Genomic DNA, 19,128 nt, shown 5'->3' with positions numbered 1-19,128 from the left:
CGGAGAAAAATGAACATATTCCCCTTAAATATGCGGGTATTATTCCGTATATTTACCGCAAATGAAGATAAATTATGCCAAAGTACATCTATGAATATGATAATTGGCCAACATTCACATGGAATGATAAGAAAATTGTTGTGACCTTGGGGAAAGTTAGGCATTTGCAGGGAAAGGTATTTGGTCAGATGAGTGCTCTCGGATTTTCAATAAAAGAAGAAACTATTTTATCAACTTTAACACTTGATGTCTTGAAATCTTCTGAGATAGAAGGTGAAATTTTGAATCAAGAGCAAGTTCGTTCTTCCATAGCCAAGAAACTTGGATTTGAGCTTGCTGGCATAGATCATGTAAATAGACATGTTGAAGGGGTTGTAGAGATGATGCTTGATGCCACGCAAAGGTACGATACAAGGCTTGATCATGAACGAATTTTTGGATGGCATGCATCACTTTTTCCAACGGGATGGAGTGGCATGTATAGAATTGAAACAGGTTGTTATCGTAGCGGAGAGATGCAAGTAGTATCAGGGGCAATGGGAAAAGAAAAAGTTCATTTTCAAGCGCCTCAAGCAAATGTTGTTGAAAAAGAAATGACGACCTTTCTGAATTGGCTAGATACAGAAGTAGATATTGACGGGGTTTTGAAAGCTGCTATTGCTCATTTTTGGTTTATTATTATTCATCCTTTTGAGGATGGAAACGGACGACTAGCTAGGGCTATATCTGACATGTTACTAGCGCGTTCAGAGGAAAGTTCACAACGGTTCTACAGCTTGTCAAACCAAATATTAACAGAAAAAAAGAAGTATTATGAAATTCTTCAGAAAGTTCAATACAGCTCTGGTGATATCACAGATTGGTTAGATTGGTTTTTAAATTGTATGTATCGTGCATTACAAAACACTGAAGACTCCTTAAAACAAGTTTTATTAAAAGCTGAATTTTGGGATAAGCATCAAGAAACCACTCTAAATAGTCGCCAAAGGCTCTTGTTAAATAAATTATTTGACGGCTTTGATGGTAAGCTAAAGTCCTCAAAATGGGCAAAGATTACTAAATGTTCTTCAGATACAGCCTTACGAGATATAAAGGATTTAATAGAAAAAGGAATCTTAACACAAGATGAATCAGGAGGTCGTAGTACAAATTATGAATTAACAGAGCCATGGAAGGTATAGGGCTGATTCTGTTTATTTGTTGAATCGTTTAATCGGCGGGAGGATATTTAGTCTTAGGTTTCAAGTTTCAAGTTTCAAGTTTCAGGTTTTCATTCCTGACGAAAGAAGTCTCCATTTTAATTGGAGTTTTTAGTTGAACTAGCACGCAAAAATTAGTGGTAATTAGTGAAATTCGTGTCAAAATTCAGGTAGGCTGTTTAAGGGTTTAATTGTTGAATCGGGTAGAGGGATTTAAATGTATCATCTAGTCGCAGTCTCAGTCTCAGTCCCAGGTTACAAGTTTTAATTTCTGACGAAAGAAGAAACTTTTTCAATTGGAGATTTTAGTTGAACAGTTCACCTTCTGTGAGCCTCTGAGAAATCTCAGTGTAGTTCTGGGTAATAATTTGTCGCACGAGTAAGCAGCCAAAAACTAATAACTAGAAACCAACAACTAATAAAAATCTGTGAAAATCAGTGTAATCTGTGTCTAAAAATCCTTTGTGAGCCTCTGTGAAACCTCAGCGCACCTCTGTGTAATAATTTCTCGCAAAGCCGGTAAGTCGCCAAGGTGTAGCACGCAAAAATTAGTGATAATTAGTAAGATTCGTGTCAAAAATGGGGTTTCGAGGCAAATCTGTGAAAATCCGTGTAATCTGTGTCTAAAAATCCTCTGTGCCTTTCTGTGAAATCTCCGAGCATCTCCGCGTAATAACTTCTCAAGAGTAAGCGACCAAAAACCAATAACTAGAAACCAACAACTAATAAAAATCTGTGTCTAAATTCAGGTAGGTTGTTTAATCGTTTATTTGTTTAACTGTTGAATCGGCGGGAGGAAATCTAGTTCTAGGTTTCAAGTTTCAGGTTTTCATTCCTGACGAAAGAAGTCCCCATTTTAATTGGAGCTTTTAGTTGAACTAGCACGCAAAAATTAGTGGTAATTAGTGAAATTCGTGTCAAATATAAGTTTTCGAGCTAAAATCTGTGATAATCAGTGAAATCTGTGTCAAAAAAAACTTCGTGCCCCTCTGTGGAATCTCTGCGCACCTCTGCGTAATAATTTCTCGCAAAGCCGGTAAGTCGCCAAGGTGTAGCACGCAAAAATTAGTGGTAATTAGTGAAATTCGTGTCAAATATAAGGTTTCGAGGTCAATCAATGTAAATCAGTGTAATCTATATAAAAAAAACCTCTGTGCCTCTCTGTGAAACCTCAGCGCACCTCTGTGTAATAATTTCTCGCAAAGCCGGTAAGTCGCCAAGGTGTAGCACGCAAAAATTAGTGGCAATTAGTGAAATTCGTGTCAAATATAAGTTTTCGAGCTAAAATCTGTGAAAATCCGTGTCTAAAAATCCTTTGTGAGCCTCTGTGAAACATCTGCGTAACTCCGTGTAATAATTACTCTCAAGAGTAAGCGACCAAAAACCAATAACAAGAAACCACCAACTAATAAAAATCTGTGTCTAAATTCTGGTATGTTGTTTAAGTGTTTATTTGTTTAACTGTTGAATCGGCGGAAGGTTGAAATCTAGTCTTAGGTTTCAAGTTTCAAGTTTCATGTTTTCATTCCTGACGAAAGAAGTCCCCATTTTAATTGGAGCTTTTAGTTGAACTAGCACGCAAAAATTAGTGGTAATTAGTGAAATTCGTGTCGAAAATAACGTTTCGAGGTCAATCAATGTAAATCAGTGTAATCTATATAAAAAAAAACCTCCGCGCCCCTCTGTGAAACCTCTGCGCAACTCCGTGTAATAATTTCTCTCAAGAGTAAGCGACCAAAAACCAATAACTAGAAACCAACAACCAATAAAAATCTGTGTCTAAATTCAGGTAGGTTGTTTAATCGTTTATTTGTTTAACTGTTGAATCGGCGGGAGGATATTTAGTCCTAGGTTTCAAGTTTCAAGTTTCATGTTTTCATTCCTGACGAAAGAAGTCCCCATTTTAATTGGAGTTTTTAGCTGAACTAGCACGCAAAAATTAGTGGTAATTAGTGAAATTCGTGTCAAAAATAAGATTTCGAGGTCAATCAGTGTAATCTATATAAAAAAAAACTCCGTGCCTCTCTGTGAAACCTTTGCGCAACTCCGTGTAATAATTTCTCTCAAGAGTAAGCGACCAATAACCAATAACTAGAAACCAACAACTAATAAAAATCTGTGTCTAAATTCAGGTAGGTTGTTTAATCGTTTATTTGTTTAACTGTTGAATCGGCGGGAGGAAATCTAGTTCTAGGTTTCAAGTTTCAAGTTTCAGGTTTTCATTCCTGACGAAAGAAGTCCCCATTTTAATTGGAGCTTTTAGTTGAACTAGCACGCAAAAATTAGTGGTAATTAGTGAAATTCGTGTCAAAAATAAGTTTTCGAGGCAAATCTGTGAAATCTCAGCGCAACTCCGTGTAATAATTTCTCTCAAGAGTAAGTAACCAATAACTATAAACTAATAACCAGCAACTAATAAAAACCTCCGTGTAATAACTAAATTACTATTTGTAAATAGAAATATTTTCCTACATTTGTGAAAATTATTACTACAAAAGTATAACCAACTAACCAAAACTATTATGCCAGGACCAATAGCCACTATGGGAAGCATGCATGTTTGCCCCATGTGCTCAGGAACGGTACCTCATGTTGGAGGACCCGTATCACAAGGCACCCCGAATGTGCTCGTTAACGGAAAACCCGTAGCAACTGTAGGTAGCGCCTGCGTTTGTGTAGGGCCACCAGACGTTGTCATTAGCGGAGAATCGAATGTGTTTATTAACGGTATGCCAGTTGCAACACTTGGAAGTGCAACAGCCCATGGAGGTAACATAACCATTGGAGAACCTAACGTGCTAGTGAATACAGGTACAGGTACGCCGTCTAGCCTGGCACCGGTGGATCGGATAGAGCTTCCAGAAATTAAACTTTCAGAACGCGCATTGTCGGTACTTACAGGTCAAGGAAAACAAGTAAAAGAAGCCACAAAACAACAGCAGAAAAACCAAGAAGAAGCCAAAGAAAACGGCTTTTTAGGTGATTTCAGTTTTAGTGTTTAACCCTTACGAAATCACCCATTGAAATTTTTATATCCCCAAAAAGACAGCAATCTAGATCAACGTAAAACATCAAGTGCTTTTGGTAATTATCCGCTAAGCAGCTACAATACTTGGCATGGTGGTGTGCATATTGAAACACCTTTGGCAGCTTTGGTCGCTATAAGTGATGCGCGGATTATAGCTTATAAATTGCCTTCAGAATATTTGCAAAGCGGACATGAATGTCCCGAGACCTATTCCAATGGTTTTGTACTCTTACAACATGAGTATAGGAGTCCGAAAGGCCATGAGCTCACTTTCTATAGTCTGTATCATCACATTGCGAGTCAGTTTGATATCGATATTAATCATCAAGAGATTCCAGATTACCTTAGTGAAAAAGTGACCAAAATTAAAGCGTCTCATACACCAAAAGGCGTGAGAGCGCGTTCGGCTTTCGCTGAAAAAGGAAAAAAGCGTGGTCCAGAAATCGTATTGATACCGAAGAATCACATCGTTACCCGTAATAATGATGAATTACTAGCCGATTGGGCCATGGCCTATAACGCAAAAAAAACTTCCGAAGATAAAAAATATTACAGCTACACTTACACCGATCCTTTTACTAAGACGACCTATAAAGACATTCATATTCATTCCAATTGTTTAAAATTAGTTCCCGGGGAATCGGATAAGTATAAAATAACTTATGATAAGGAGACCAATTTCACTACCAGTGGCAGCAACAATCAGGGCGCTTCTTTAAACAAAGCACTAAAAGATGGTGCGTTATGTTACAATATTACGGCTAGCAATATTGGAAAATCAGAAAGCGGAACTTGTATTGATGTGATTCCAAAGGGGACCGAGGTTACAATTATCGAAAATTCAGAATCTGAAGATAAAAAATGGGTGAGGGTGAAGAGTACAAAAAGGGAATACCGAGGTTATGTGCAAGTACGCGACCTTGAAGCACTTAAAATTGTAAACAACGAACTTGTCGATAAAATAATAGCCTGTGATATTCCTATCAAAGCGGGACAAACAGTGGCTTATGTGGGAGCATTTGGTTTCCGTAAGCATGAAAAAAAATATGCCAGTCACGTGGAACTATTTACCGATGCTGATGATACCGATGTCTCTGCCTTATTAGATAATTGTGCCGGTGATGGTGAAGATAATTTTCTGCGTTATAAGCTATTGTCAGGGATAACTTTAGAACCTTATTTGAAAAGCAAAAAGGAACTCAAGGCTGGGACACCGGTTCGTGTTACCCAAGCTAAAGGGGACTATGTTCAAGTAAAAGTTATAAGTCTTATTCGTGTTATTGATAAAGAGAAACATCTCTCTGCTAAACATTTAGGTAAAAATTCTAAAGGAAAGATAGTCTATATCAAAGATAGAATATGTAACCATAGCAGAACCAGGTATGAAATTGATGCCGGTAGTTTTGAGTATGTCAATAAGCAATTTAATGGTCTGTTAACCAAAGGAGATTTTGTTTATTTTTATGAAACAGATACAGGTACTCTTAGGGAAATTATCATAGAACCTCCTTTTTGGAACCAAGAATTTTGGATTGATAAATCATTATTAAAATTGAAAGCAGGTGAGACAGTTACTTCTGGGTTAGAAACTATCTTGGATTCTGATAGTTGTCATATTTATATTGAAGAACCTCTTATACCCCACGAAAGCGGGAATACCTTTAAAAAAGACATTGAACTTAAAGGGAAACCAGAAACCACCATTACTGATGATAACGGACAACAATGGTACTTCGTAAAGGAAAGTTATGAATATGAAAAAGAGCATTATCAGCATACCGGGTGGATAAAGACTGATGATGTGGACATAGAGGATATCAACCCTTTTATATGGCGGAATTTTGGTTTTGAAACTTACGACGCCGGTAGCGAGTATGTCTATGCGATGAAGGATTATCATAAATCACCTAAAACCGATGTATTCATTGATGACCTTTGGAAAATGGTAGATGAAGATGGCAACGGCGTACTCACGCCTATGGAATTTTTATGCGCCCAACATGATCCGCACAAATCGGAACGAATGGGAAAAATGGTAGTCAAACACAAAAGTGAGTGGAGCTTCACCCCAGAAGCGATTAAGCCGGAAGCCCAAGAGTTTTACAAACTGGGTATTGATTTAGAAAAAGACCCCAATAAAAAGAAGCTTCTAGAGCAAAAACGTGATGCTGAATTAGAGCATTTGGTGGAGAAAATTAAAAACCTCATGTTTTGGCAAGAACTACAAAATACGACCTACACGCCTAAAACGACGGAAAATGACAAGGAATACGAAGAGAAAAAAGCCAAAATAGACACAAAGCCTTTTGTTCATCCTAAAGATATGCCTGAAGGCGCAGAAAAAGAAAAAAAACAAGCCGATTTAGATGCTCAAAAAGATGCTTTAGACCAAGAATACAAAAAAGGGAAATACAAAGCACCCGAAACCCGCCTCTTACCAAGTTCAGACATGCTATGGCATTTTAATGTGAATAGTTTTGTGAGACAGATGCGGGGGATGTATTTGCAAAACCAAGGTTGTGAAACATTAATTTGGGGAAATAAAGTTAGTTGTGAATTTAGAAATAAAGTGATTCAGGTAGCTAAGAACTTATGGGGGCAAAAGAAAAAGGTTGAAATGGCAAATAACCTCATGGCTGTATTTGCATGGGAAAGCGGTGAGAAATTCAAGTCAGATACACCTAATATGGGTAATTCAGGAGGAACAGGGCTGATTCAATTTATGCCTTCCACAGCAAAAGCACTATTAGGAAAAGAAATAACGATAGAAACTGTAGATAATTATTGGGGTAAAGGGAAATCTTTAAAAAGAATCAAAGAATTTGCTAACATGTCAGAAATTGAGCAATTGGATTATGTGGAGAAGTATTTTAAAAAATTAAAAAATAAAGACGTCGAATTTGTAGATTTTTATCTGCAAGTACTTTACCCTGCTTCAATGGGAAAACCTGATAATCATATTGTTTTTTCTAAAGATGGTACTGGCCTTATCAAAACAGATAAAAATTATAAAAGTAGAATTAGGGCTTATAAACAAAATTCAGGCTTTGACACTAATGCTAATTACGGTAATAACGATGGACAAGTCTCAAAAGAAGAGATAAAAAAAGGTGTTCAAAAGTATTTGAATAAAGGAATGAACTTCAGAAATAATTGTAAAAATGGATGCGATTATTCTAATTCAACTACTGTAGTTGAAAATTCTGATTTAGAAATACAAAAAGGGTTAAATTGGGCTTCTAGTATTTCAATAAAAGAGGAGCAGTTGAGAAAAAACGCTGAAACAAAATACATAGTAGGTTATAAGCAAGAATCAGGGAAGGATGCTAATAAGAGGGTAGATTGGTCTAAAGAAGGAATCCAAAACATGGATTGTTCTGAATTAGTTTGCCGTTACCTTCATAAAATAGGATGGAGTAAGGAGGTGAAATGGCTTAATACTAAAGGAATCTTAAGTTATGCAGCAAAACATCCTGATAAACTTGAAGAAAATACAGGAGACCCGAAAATTGGTGATATTTTTGTTTGGAACGGGCATGCAGGTGTTGTGAAAAAATATTTTTCTTCAAGTAAAAATGTCTTGACAATTGAAGCTATATCAGAAAAGTCATACTCCTGGCATGAAGGAATATATTTTAATGGTGTTGTTGAGTGGTTGTATGAAAAGGATAAGAATCACTTAAAGGACAATATTGTGACCGGAAAAATAATTCATTATTTTACACCTAGAAAACACTATTCAAAATGATATATTTTAGAGTATTAATTATTTCATTTCTTTTAATAAGTTGTAAAGAAGAAATACAAATAACTGAAGAAAAACGAATTGCTAATTATATACGAACAAAAAACGTAAATGGAAAATTCGATTTCAGTAAAGATGTTTGTATTGAATTTGCTAATGATAGCACCTCAAGCCTAGGAGTCTTCTATAGAATCAACGTAAAAAAAAAGAAAGAGAAAAAAATTGTTTTTGCTGATTTGAAGCAAGTTGAAAAAGTACCAGCGAGCTATAATGAAGGAAAATCTGAAGGCTGGATTTATCAATTAAAATACCCTTCAAAAGTGAGTTTGTTTTCGCTGATTGATGATGATTTAGTTTTTAAAAGAAAAATTGTTCTAAAAAAACAAGATGAATATTATAATTTAATTAATTCTTTTTTGAATAAAAGAAGTTTGGGTGATTTTCCATTAGGAGATTTTGTTTATGAAGAAATTATTGACATAAAAGAGGATGGGATGGGAGGTAAATCGATTTTTTATGATATTAAAATCAAAAAAGATAGCGTCTTTTTATCAGGACAAGGTTACCAAACCAACTTCTACGATTTATGTAGTGCCATAGAGCAGAACGATACTCTGAAACTTTATTACAAGGAAAGTTTAGAAGGTACAGATTATAATAAAAATCAGAAACCACCTTTACTAAAGTTATATAAAAAGGGTCAGGAATATTATGGTGTAAGTCCAGTTATAAGTGGAGGTCAGGAAGTTTTGTTTGAAAAAGACTGAACTTTCAAAAGCACAAAGTAAAAGAACACCTAATTACACGAGATAATTGATAGAAATCAAAATCTTATTATGAAATTAAAGATAAAGGACAAATTGTTAAAATTTAAAAATGAACTTACTAAAACAAATTTCTATTTTAATAATCCTAATCAATTTCATGGCTTGTCAGCATAAAGATGAATTAAATGATTTTGACGGACATACTTTTTATAGAATTACAGATCGTGATTCTGAGAAAATAATTTTTGAACCCTGTGATGCGTATGTTGCTTCGTACAGATTTGAAGGCAACAAGATTTATCATAATTGGGGACAAGAAGAAGATGTTCTATTAGCAACAACTAAAAAGAATCATGATGGTATTTTTAATATTGAAGTATTCAATCAAAATAGTCAACAACAAGAACAAATCACGATAAGTAGAATTCATAACTCAGATAGGTTTTGGTCGATTAATAATGAGGTGTTTATCGATAGCTTAGATTTAAATAAAATAAAAGTAGAGAAAGAAATATGTGAAGAGGAAGAAGCTAAGACTATGACTAAGGTTTCTAGCAACCAACTAAATTTTAAAAAGATCATGCTTGAAGATTTTAGTTTATCTAACAGAAAAGTAGTGAAACCTAAAACCCTTTATCAAAATTGTTTTTCAGAGTACGATGTGCAACATCTGAACGAGCATTTTAGAGAATTAAAAACCACAATCAGATCTAATGTTGATTACGACTTTTCAACAGCTCCTATAAAATATACAAGTCTTCAGGAAAATAGCATTTTTCATATCTTTAAAGATCGTTTCTGTGAAAACGAATTAATCGTGTTGCCAAAGGATTGTATGAAAACAATACGTTTAGAGGTGTTTTGTGTAGAAGAGATCACAAAAGAGGAGGATGAAGAACATGTTAGAGAAGAATATTATAGTTACACATTAGAAAAGAATAATAATGTAATTTCAATAACTAAGATTGATGGAGCAGGTTAAGAAATTATGGAAATTAAGTTTATTATTAATTGTTTGTTTTTGTTGTTTCTCCTGTAAGAATAGTAAGGGAAAAAGTGCTAATGATAAGAAAGAACTCCTAACTGTAAAAAGTATTGTTTTTTTAAAGGAAGATTTTGAGTTTGTAATTAGCTTATCAAGCAGTCAAATCTATAAGTTTGAGGCCATCGAACTTTTGTTTAATTCATCTGTGGAATTCATAAAAATTAATTCTAATTCATTCCGTTTTACAAATGGAGATCATTATGGAAACCATGTTACGATGCTGTTTAATTTTAATACAACAGATTGTAAATTATACCTTAGAAGAATAGATGGTTTTTTTCCTCTAAAACATGATGTTTTTGGACGCGATAAATATTGTATTATGGAAAAAATAGAACTAGACATTAGTGAGATAAATGGAGAAGAATTATTCGATAAGTTTGCTACCCAAAAGTATTGTGAGATAAAGAACGGAGAATAATCTAAAAAAAGAGTAATTCTTTACACTACCTACGAACATAACAAGGCATAATGGGTTAGATATAATTGATATCTAAATCAAAAAACATGAAAGTAATATTATTTGTCTTTATGCTTATAATGTTTTTGCTTAGTAAAACTAAACTCAAAATATTTTTCTGAAAGAAAGAAATAGCGGCATCACTGTAGCGTCCATGATAAGGCAGTTCAATGAAAATGGAATAATTAAAAAACCTCAAGATATTACAGATGTGTAGTTATATAACTCCCCAATCACGGTTAAACAATTCAACGATTAAACAAATAAACATCTCATAAAATAAACAATAAACCCTCGGTGAGCCTCTGAGTAATCTCCGTGTAGCTCCGTGTAATAGTATCTTGATTAGGTGCAAAGTTGCCTAAATGTTGCCCACAAAAATTAGTGATAATTAGTGAAATTCGTGTCAAAAATAGGGTTTGGATGCAAATCTGTGAAAATCAGTGAAATCTGTGTCTAAAAATCCTCCGTGCCTCTCAGTGAAATCTCAGCGAAGCTCCGTGTAATAATTTCTCTCAAGAGTAAGCGACCAAAAACCAATAACTAGAAACCACCAACTAATAAAAATCAGTGTCTAAATTCAGGTAGGTTGTTTAAGCGTTTATTTGTTTAACTGTTTAGTCGGGAGAGAGGTTGAAATCTAGTCTGAGGTTTCAAGTTTCAGGTTTTCATTCCTGACGAAAGAAGTCCCCTTTTTAATTGGAGTTTTTAGTTGAACTAGCGCGCAAAAATTCGTGATAATTAGTGAAATTCGTGTCAAAAATAGGGTTTGGATGCAAATCTGTGAAAATCAGTGAAATCTGTGTCTAAAAATCCTCCGTGCCTCTCGGTGAAATCTCAGCGAAGCTCCCTGTAATAATTTCTCTCAAGAGTAAGCGACCAAAAACCAATAACAGGAAACCAACAACCAATAAAAATCAGTGTCTAACTTCAGGTAGCTTGTTTAAGCGTTTATTTGTTTAACTGTTTAATCTGGGGGGGAATCTAGTTTTAGGTTTCAAGTTTCAAGTTTCAGGTTTTCATTCTTGACGAAAGAAGTCCCCATTTTAATTGGAGTTTTTGTTGAATAGTTATACCCTCTGTGAGCCTCTGAGAAATCTCAGTGTAGCTCCGTGTAATAATTTCTCTCAAGAGTAAGCGACCAAAAACCAATAACAGGAAACCAACAACCAATAAAAATCAGTGTCTAAATTCAGGTAGCTTGTTTAAGCGTTTATTTGTTTAACTGTTTAATCTGGGGGGGAATCTAGTTTTAGGTTTCAAGTTTCAAGTTTCAAGTTTTCATTCCTGACGAAAGAAGAAACTTTTTCAATTGGAGTTTTTGTTGAACAGTTCCACCCTCAGTGAGCCTCTGTGAAACATCTGCGTAACTCCGCGTAATAACTTCTCAAGAGTAAGCGACTAAAAACCAATAACTAGAAACCGACAACCCCAATAAACAACCAATCTAACAAAAATCCACCCATATCCCATGACCTTACCAATAATAAAATTATATTTAAACCCTAAAAGGCAAGTGTGCGGGTATTACAACTAATAGATTCATTAAATGCAGGGGGCGCAGAGCGTGTAGCGGTGAATTACGCTAGTGTTTTAGCATCGCGTTTAGAGGGTTCCTATTTGTGCGCGACACGAGAAGAAGGGCTTCTAATGGAAAGCATTTCTAAAGATGTTGGGTATCTGTTTTTAAATAAAAGAAAAACCATAGATTTAGCTGCAATAAAACGGTTAAACACTTTTTTGAAACAGAATAATATTGATGTGATTCATGCGCATGCGACCTCGTTTTTTTTAGCGACATTGATAAAAATATTAAATCCGAATTTGGTTTTAGTTTGGCACGACCATTACGGGAACAGTGAGTTTTTAGAAAGTCGCCCCCGTTATGTTTTAAAAAAATGTTCAAAATGGTTCAATCATATCATTACTGTAAATGCTAAATTAGAATCTTGGGCCATAGCCAATTTGTCTACCGCATCGGTAACCTATTTGCCTAATTTCGCTCAAGTGGATAGTAATGAACCTCAAACTATTCTAAAAGGAGTGTTTGGTAAACGTATCGTTTGTTTGGCAAATTTACGTCCGCAAAAAGATCATTTAAACTTATTAAAAGCTTTTCAGTTGGTTTTAAAAAAACATGCAGATTGGACCTTGCATTTAGTTGGGAAAGATTTTCAGGACCATTATGCTTCTAGAATAAAGGGATATATCTCTAAAAACAACTTAAAACAAAGCGCTTTTATATATGGTAGTTGTTCAGACATCCATCATGTTTTAAATCAAAGTGACATAGGCGTATTGGCATCGCAATCTGAAGGCTTACCAGTATCGCTCTTGGAATATGGTTTATCTAAACTGCCTGTTGTCGCTACAGATGTTGGGGACTGCCATAAAGTGATTTCGACAGAAGAGGAAGGACTTTTAGTAGAACCGAAGCATTCTGAAGCTTTAGCTCAAGCCATTACAGCGTATATTGAAAATGCAGAATTGAGAAATGTAGCAGCCGAAAATTTAAACGCCAAAGTGTTAAGTGAATTTTCAGAAACCGGTGTTATAGACGCTTTAATTACCATTTATAATTCAAATAAACCATGAAGCTGAATCTATTTTACAAACTGCTCGGTTTTCATGTCGTTTTGGCAATTGGAGTCTATATCTTTAAGCCACTAGCGCTATTGTACTTTTTATTTACAACAGCTTTTTTTAGTTATAAAATATTAAAAGCTTCCCAAAAATATAAATCCTTTTATGTTTTAATCGCTTGTGCCTACGTGGTTGGTGTGGAGGTGTTTTTAAGAATGAACGGCGGAACCGTATTTTATGAGGCGAGCAAATACCTGGTGATTGTGTTTTCTGTAATGGGCATTTTGGGTAATGGGTTTTCTCGACAGTCTTTAATTTATGTCATTTATATTCTTTTATTGATTCCCGGTATTTTTGTGGCTGTTACCGAGATGGGCTTTGAAACGAATATTAGAAAGGCTATTGCCTTTAATTTAAGTGGCCCCGTAAGCCTGGGTGTTGCTGCTATTTTTTGTTATCGGCGTACGGTAACCATGAATCAAATGAAAATTATTTTATGGGCCTTTTTATTACCATTAGTAAGTACCACCACCTATTTGTTTTTGTATACGCCCGATTTAAGGGAAGTGATTACAAGTACAGGATCTAATTTTGCGGCTTCTGGAGGTTTTGGACCAAATCAAATGGCATCAGTTTTAGGTATAGGTATTTTTGTTTTGGCAGTACGTTTCTTTTTGTCTAAAGAAGGAATAGTACATAAAGGGTTCGATTTATTTCTTTTAGGTTTATTGGCATTTAGAGCTTTAGCCACTTTTAGTAGGGGTGGGGTGATTACTGGTGTAGTCATGATTTTAAGCTTTTTAGGCCTTTACTATTTAAAAGGTAATTTAAAAACGAAATTCAGAATTAAATTTTTGTCTCTTGTTTTTTCAGGAGCTATTATTTTTATTTGGTTAATGAGTTCGTTGCAAACCAGTGGGTTGCTAGATAAACGTTACGCGAACCAAGATGCAGCAGGTAGAGAAAAGGCCGATGTTACGACAGGGAGGTCCGATTTATTGGCGCAAGAATTTAGTGAATTTATGGATCATCCCTTTTTAGGGGTTGGTGTAGGGAAAATTAAAGAAATACGTTTAAATGAAACCGGTATTGCGGCTGCCTCTCATAACGAAATGAGCCGTATTGTTGCCGAACATGGTTTGTTTGGGCTTTTTGCTTTTGCAATTTTATTAATTACCCCATTAATCTATAGAATTGGAAACAGACAAAACTTGTTTTTCTTTTCGTTTTATTTTTTCTGGCTTCTCACCGTTAATCACTCGGCAATGCGTATTGCAGCGCCAGGTTTTATTTATGCCTTGTCGTTATTAAATATAACTTATAAGACTAAACCAACTAAAAAGCAAGAACTAAAACCGGTTTCTTAGTGAGATCTAATTTCAGTTTTATTACTATTCATATAAAAATTTATGAGAACAATCCTTTACATAGGGAATCAATTAGCCAATAAGAATAAAACGGTAACGACTATTGATACCTTAAGTCGGTTATTAGTTGATTTTGGATTTAAAGTGATTACCGCATCAAAAAAGGAAAATAAAGTCGCGAGAGTATTGGATATGCTTTGGTATATTTGGAGGTATAGAAAAACGCTAGACTATGTATTAATTGATACTTATAGCACACAAAATTTCTACTATGCTTATTTGAGTGCTAATTTATGTGCAAAACTCGACTTAAAATACATTCCTATTTTACACGGGGGAAAATTACCAGATCGCTTAAAACAATCTCCTAATTTATCTAAAACATTATTTAATAGGGCGTTTGTGAATGTGGCGCCTTCTAACTATACCAAATTAAATTTTGAGGCCTTAGGTTATAGTAATATCACCTGTATTCCAAATACGATTGAGTTGAAAAATTATCCGTTTGAACTACGGCGCTTCGATAAAGTCAAGTTGCTTTGGGTGCGTTCTTTTTCGGAAATTTATAATCCCTTGTTGGCTGTAGATATTTTAAAAGCCTTAAAAAATAAAAACATAGCTGCCGAATTATGTATGGTAGGTCCTGATGTTGATGGGAGTTTACAGAAAACGAAAAATTACGCCGAAAGTTTAGGGGTTGCCGTTACCTTTACGGGGAAATTATCGAAACCGGAATGGATAGCCTTATCCAAAGACTACAACATGTTTATAAACACCACAAATATTGATAATATGCCTGTAAGTGTCATTGAAGCCATGGCTTTAGGTATGCCAGTCATTTCTACAAATGTTGGAGGCATGCCTTTTCTAATCAAAAATAAAGAAAATGGTATATTAGTAGAACCAAATTCTGTACAGGGTTTTGTAAAGGCTATTACCGAAGCGTTTAATGAGGTTTCTAAAATAGAAAAGATGACATTAAATGGGCGTCAATACACAGAGCAGTTTGATTGGAATCATGTCAAAAAACAATGGTTTAAAGTCTTTAGTGAAAACAAGGTGTAGTTAAATTTACTTGTTATCTTTAATGACTCTCAAAATATTAATTCATGCCTAAAAGTAATATTCATTTTAATATATCCGAACGTAAAATATTACTGCGTATTTTCGATATATTCTCTGTACTTGGTATCTTGTATTTAGTAAGTCATGTGCTTCATTTTGATTATTTTACAATAAATAAAGAGAATTGGACGTGGATTTTTGTCCTGGTGTTATATATCTCTATTTTCGGATCTATTTTTGAACTTTACGATCTACAGAAATCTAGTAAAATTGAAAGCATTTCCTTTGGAATTGGTATAACAGCTTCCGTAACCGTGTTGTTTTATTTATTAACACCATTCTATACACCAGTTTTACCTAATAACCGATTTCAAATTTTGGTGTTTTACCTTGCGATAGTTGTGGCACTTTTTATTTGGAGGTGGGCTTATATTTTATTTGTGGCTTCTCCTAGATTTTATAAAAAAGTTTTAATTATTGGTGAAGTTGGTACCATTGAAAAGATTATAGAGGTCTTTAATGAGACCGATCCAAATTATAAGATTGTTGCTTTTGTGAATTGTGATACACAGAAACAAAATGAAATAATACTTGATGGAGTTAATGAATATCCTCCTCAAGAAATAGAAGAGATCATTCAGTCTGAAGGCATATCAGAAGTTATTGTAGCCAGTTATAATTCTGAAGCGATCACACAAGAGGTTTATAACACACTCATAACGCTATTGGAGGCTGGTTTTCCTATTAACGAGTACACCAATGTGTATGAGGAGATGACACAACGTGTGCCTGTTCAGTTTGTGGGTAAGGATTTTTATAAATATTTTCCATTTAGTAGAAACAATCAAAATAAATTGTATTTGTTTTTCCGACGAATATTCGATTTGATTTTGGCTATTACTGGTTTATGTGTGGGATTAATGCTACTTCCGCTGGTGTTAGTTGGAAACCTCATAGGAAATCAAGGGCCTCTTTTTTATGTTCAAGAACGTATTGGTAAAAACGGTAAAGTGTTTAAGATTATTAAGTACCGAACCATGATTGAAAATGCTGAGGTTTCTGGTCCAGTTTGGGCCAAAGCGGGTGATGACCGGATTACCTCATTTGGAAAATTCATGAGGCATACGAGGTTAGATGAGTTTCCGCAGTTTATTAATGTTTTAAAAGGGGAAATGAGCTTTATTGGTCCAAGACCGGAACGTGCAGTTTTTGTAAATGAATTATCGAAAGAATTACCTTTCTATGAAACGAGGCACATTGTAAAACCCGGACTTACAGGATGGGCGCAAGTAAAAACACGCTACGGGTCTTCATTAGACGATAGTTTATTAAAACTGCAATATGACTTGTACTATATTAAACACCGCGGATTTTACCTAGATATAATCATTTTAGTAAAAACCATGAGTACTGTAGTGTTTCTAAGAGGACAATAGTAAAGAATGGAACTTCACGCCTCAACTACTTTAACTCCATAACTACTTAACTCCCGAACTACTTAACTCCTTCAACTACTGAACTCCTGAACTCCTTCAACTACTTAACTCCTGAACTCCTCCTACTACTAAAAAAACATAACGCACCAACAGAGCAATCACCACAGGAATAAGTCCGATAGCGAAAACTTGAACACCAATAATCCAATGCAGTATCATGAGGCATAAAAGAATAATTAATAGCTTCACGTATTTTACAAACCAGGATGCAGGCTTGTCCTTAAAAAATTGTACGATAACGAAAATATTAAGAGCAAAGGCCCAAAGCAGATTGTAATTTTGATGTGTGCCTTTGTGGTCTGTAGCAAACCAAAGGAGTAGAATAAGTATGCCTACAATACCTGTGATGCTAAATAAAGTAATGTCCAGCCACTTGCTTTGTTTTTTGTTTTTATAATCTTTGTAAGTTATGAAAAGTATGAAGCAACTTATTAAACTTAAAACGAAAAGCGGACTGCTAAAAAAAGAACTGTTTTTTGTAGCATCTTGCTGAGTATATAAATTACGACTTTCGGCCACAAGAGGTGTTTTGTCGTTATGGATTGTTGCGTTTTTAAAGAATTTGTAGATATTTTCAGGTAGAAACATATGATCTTCGGGAGATGCTGTTCTATCAATCACTGAACCTAAACAAATGTCAATACCCAAGCTGCCCCAAGAGTTTCTGTTCAGTTCATTCTGGATTAAAGTTCGGAAGGAGGTATCTTTAAAACCCTCAGGTTTATTGAAGCTAATACTGTTGTTTACAGCAAGATTAGTAACATCTTTGATTTTTGTGGCACAATTATCAAAAAAGAAATCATACAAATACCCGCGGTTTTCAGGTTTGTAATTATTGATTAGATAATCGTATAATTTTTGTTTTTCCGCTTGCGATAGATTTAAAACTTGCTCATCAATTGAGCGGTCGTAATAGCGGTACGCTTGAAAAAACCGATTGAATTCAGTCTTACTAATTAAATAATTAAGCTTGCCTTGAGCAAATTTCAGATAAAAGTTAGGCGTGTCAAAATCATATTCACCATAACCATAAACCACATCAAGTCCAGATAAACGATCTTTAATTCTAAAACCACTATGGCCAAAAGCATCGTTTAAATGTTTTCCAGGGCCTACAGTAAGTACGCTTATGGTAGCAGATTCAGACAGTTGATATTGTTGCCCGAATGAAAACTGAATAGTTAAAAATAATAGGAAGAAGCTGAATGTTTTTTGCATCATCTAAAAATACTAAAATCAAGTTTTAAAGAAAAAACGTTAGAGTATAAAGCCACACTTTGGTCGCCAATATCTGTAAAAGCATAATCCACTTGAATGCCTTTATATTGAAACCCGACACCAAAGGTAGGCTGAAAGCTTACTTGTTCAGAATTATCGATTTGTAATTCATTTTGAAAATTCCCCATGCCGCCGCGTAAGTAAACCATATCAATATAGCCAAATTCAAAACCAAGGGCAGGATTGATACTTGCAATTTCTGTGGATATGATATCATTATTCTGCTCAAATCGTACATTTAAATTAACTGAAGTCAGTAAACTATAATCATAATTGAAATCCACTTTTTTAGAGATACCAACTTGAAGTTTAGGTATCGTGATTTCGGTGGTTTCGGGTAGATCTTGATTCTGCCCAGGAATGGCGTCACTGATGGTTTTAAACTCCTCTTCATCAATAGCCCAAGCATTAAAAGTGGTGGTGATGTCTCGCGCCATGACACCAAATTTCCAATTGTTTTTGGATTCAAATTGCATTCCGAAATCGAGTCCGAAACCCCAAGAAGTCGCAAAATCACCAATAATACGTCTTATAACTTTTGCATTAACCCCATAATTAAGGCCTTGAATTGGCATGTGTCTGGCGTAAGAAAATGTTAATCCGTAATCGGCTGTTGAAAATAAACTAATACGATCGTAGTTAATGTTTCCTTGAGCGTCAATAAGTTGTGTGGTGTTTAGAATATCATCTACTGCAAAACGAATAAGCGAAAAACCAACGGCACTTCTGTCGTCTATAGGCATAGCAAAAGCAGCATAATCGTAGTTTGCAATATTCGCAAAGTAGCTGGAGTGCATAAGTGAAGCCTGGCTGTCTTCTAATTTTAAAAGTCCTGCGGGATTCCAATAGCCTGAATTCACGTCGGCTGAATGCGAAGTTACTGCATTACTCATACCTAAGGCAGCGGCATCGACACCAATATTCATAAACTCGTTGGAGTATTTTCTAACGGTTTGGCTGAATAAAGAAAAAGTTATCACACAAAAAAATGTGGTAATGTAGGCTTTCAATGGCTAGTTTTTTACAAAGATGCACATTATTTATAAACCTATAAACTGCAATTTGATATAGATATTGTTAAAGACTCAATTTGTT

The 19,128-nt window shown here is 34.9% G+C and carries 12 protein-coding genes; 10 read left to right on the top strand and 2 right to left on the bottom strand.

Features of this window, described 5'->3' with window-relative positions:
• The first annotated feature begins 74 nt into the window (after positions 1–74).
• From KO493_RS15650 to KO493_RS15605, 10 genes are all read left to right on the top strand, one after another.
• Complete coding sequence (locus KO493_RS15650; protein WP_216068919.1) at positions 75–1,181, top strand: Fic family protein; 1,107 nt, start codon at positions 75–77, stop codon at positions 1,179–1,181.
• A 2,540-nt stretch (positions 1,182–3,721) separates the two neighbouring features.
• Positions 3,722–4,201, top strand: coding sequence for a PAAR domain-containing protein (locus KO493_RS15645; protein ID WP_216068918.1), 480 nt, complete (start codon positions 3,722–3,724; stop codon positions 4,199–4,201).
• A gap of 18 nt (positions 4,202–4,219) precedes the next feature.
• Positions 4,220–7,975, top strand: a complete 3,756-nt coding sequence (locus KO493_RS15640) for a hypothetical protein (protein ID WP_216068917.1) — start codon at positions 4,220–4,222, stop codon at positions 7,973–7,975.
• A complete protein-coding gene (locus tag KO493_RS15635) occupies positions 7,972–8,739 on the top strand; it encodes a DUF5991 domain-containing protein (RefSeq protein WP_216068916.1) in 768 nt (255 codons plus the stop codon). The genes KO493_RS15640 and KO493_RS15635 overlap by 4 nt, the downstream gene beginning before the upstream one ends.
• Before the next feature lie 109 nt (positions 8,740–8,848).
• Entirely contained in the window at positions 8,849–9,721 is an 873-nt protein-coding gene (locus tag KO493_RS15630; RefSeq protein WP_216068915.1) for a hypothetical protein, read from the top strand.
• The gene (locus KO493_RS15625) at positions 9,708–10,205 is read left to right on the top strand and encodes a hypothetical protein (protein WP_216068914.1); all 498 of its coding nucleotides are present in this window, start codon (positions 9,708–9,710) and stop codon (positions 10,203–10,205) included. Before KO493_RS15630 ends, KO493_RS15625 begins: the two co-directional genes overlap by 14 nt.
• 1,557 nt (positions 10,206–11,762) lie before the next feature.
• Positions 11,763–12,839 (top strand): glycosyltransferase, encoded by a 1,077-nt coding sequence (locus KO493_RS16065; protein ID WP_216068913.1) that lies wholly within the window; start codon positions 11,763–11,765, stop codon positions 12,837–12,839.
• The gene (locus tag KO493_RS15615; protein WP_252723255.1) at positions 12,836–14,194 is read left to right on the top strand and encodes an O-antigen ligase family protein; all 1,359 of its coding nucleotides are present in this window, start codon (positions 12,836–12,838) and stop codon (positions 14,192–14,194) included. Before KO493_RS16065 ends, KO493_RS15615 begins: the two co-directional genes overlap by 4 nt.
• A gap of 42 nt (positions 14,195–14,236) precedes the next feature.
• The gene (locus tag KO493_RS15610) at positions 14,237–15,259 is read left to right on the top strand and encodes a glycosyltransferase family 4 protein (protein WP_216068912.1); all 1,023 of its coding nucleotides are present in this window, start codon (positions 14,237–14,239) and stop codon (positions 15,257–15,259) included.
• 44 nt (positions 15,260–15,303) lie between these two features.
• The gene (locus KO493_RS15605; protein ID WP_216068911.1) at positions 15,304–16,695 is read left to right on the top strand and encodes an exopolysaccharide biosynthesis polyprenyl glycosylphosphotransferase; all 1,392 of its coding nucleotides are present in this window, start codon (positions 15,304–15,306) and stop codon (positions 16,693–16,695) included.
• Between the two features lie 96 nt (positions 16,696–16,791).
• Here KO493_RS15605 and KO493_RS15600 read toward each other — a convergent pair whose 3' ends face one another.
• Together KO493_RS15600 and KO493_RS15595 are read right to left on the bottom strand one after the other, a co-directional pair.
• The gene (locus KO493_RS15600; protein ID WP_252723254.1) at positions 16,792–17,976 is read right to left on the bottom strand and encodes a lipoprotein N-acyltransferase Lnb domain-containing protein; all 1,185 of its coding nucleotides are present in this window, start codon (positions 17,974–17,976) and stop codon (positions 16,792–16,794) included.
• Complete coding sequence (locus tag KO493_RS15595; RefSeq protein WP_436839524.1) at positions 17,973–19,043, bottom strand: PorV/PorQ family protein; 1,071 nt, start codon at positions 19,041–19,043, stop codon at positions 17,973–17,975. The genes KO493_RS15600 and KO493_RS15595 overlap by 4 nt, the downstream gene beginning before the upstream one ends.
• Positions 19,044–19,128 lie beyond the last annotated feature (85 nt).

Source organism: Pseudotamlana agarivorans, from assembly GCF_018860245.1.
In the GTDB taxonomy this organism is placed as follows: domain Bacteria; phylum Bacteroidota; class Bacteroidia; order Flavobacteriales; family Flavobacteriaceae; genus Pseudotamlana; species Pseudotamlana agarivorans_A.
Note: the sequence above shows the minus strand (reverse complement) of the source record. Positions and strands in the feature narration are given on the sequence as shown.

Excerpts from the sequence above, each read along its gene's own strand:
- KO493_RS15650 (WP_216068919.1), top strand. The coding sequence starts at position 75 with ATGCCAAAGTACATCTATGAATATGATAATTGGCCAACATTCACATGG.
- KO493_RS15645 (WP_216068918.1), top strand. The coding sequence starts at position 3,722 with ATGCCAGGACCAATAGCCACTATGGGAAGCATGCATGTTTGCCCCATG.
- KO493_RS15635 (WP_216068916.1), top strand. The coding sequence starts at position 7,972 with ATGATATATTTTAGAGTATTAATTATTTCATTTCTTTTAATAAGTTGT.
- KO493_RS15630 (WP_216068915.1), top strand. The coding sequence starts at position 8,849 with ATGAACTTACTAAAACAAATTTCTATTTTAATAATCCTAATCAATTTC.
- KO493_RS15625 (WP_216068914.1), top strand. The coding sequence starts at position 9,708 with ATGGAGCAGGTTAAGAAATTATGGAAATTAAGTTTATTATTAATTGTT.
- KO493_RS15615 (WP_252723255.1), top strand. The coding sequence starts at position 12,836 with ATGAAGCTGAATCTATTTTACAAACTGCTCGGTTTTCATGTCGTTTTG.
- KO493_RS15610 (WP_216068912.1), top strand. The coding sequence starts at position 14,237 with ATGAGAACAATCCTTTACATAGGGAATCAATTAGCCAATAAGAATAAA.
- KO493_RS15605 (WP_216068911.1), top strand. The coding sequence starts at position 15,304 with ATGCCTAAAAGTAATATTCATTTTAATATATCCGAACGTAAAATATTA.
- KO493_RS15600 (WP_252723254.1), bottom strand. The coding sequence starts at position 17,976 with ATGATGCAAAAAACATTCAGCTTCTTCCTATTATTTTTAACTATTCAG.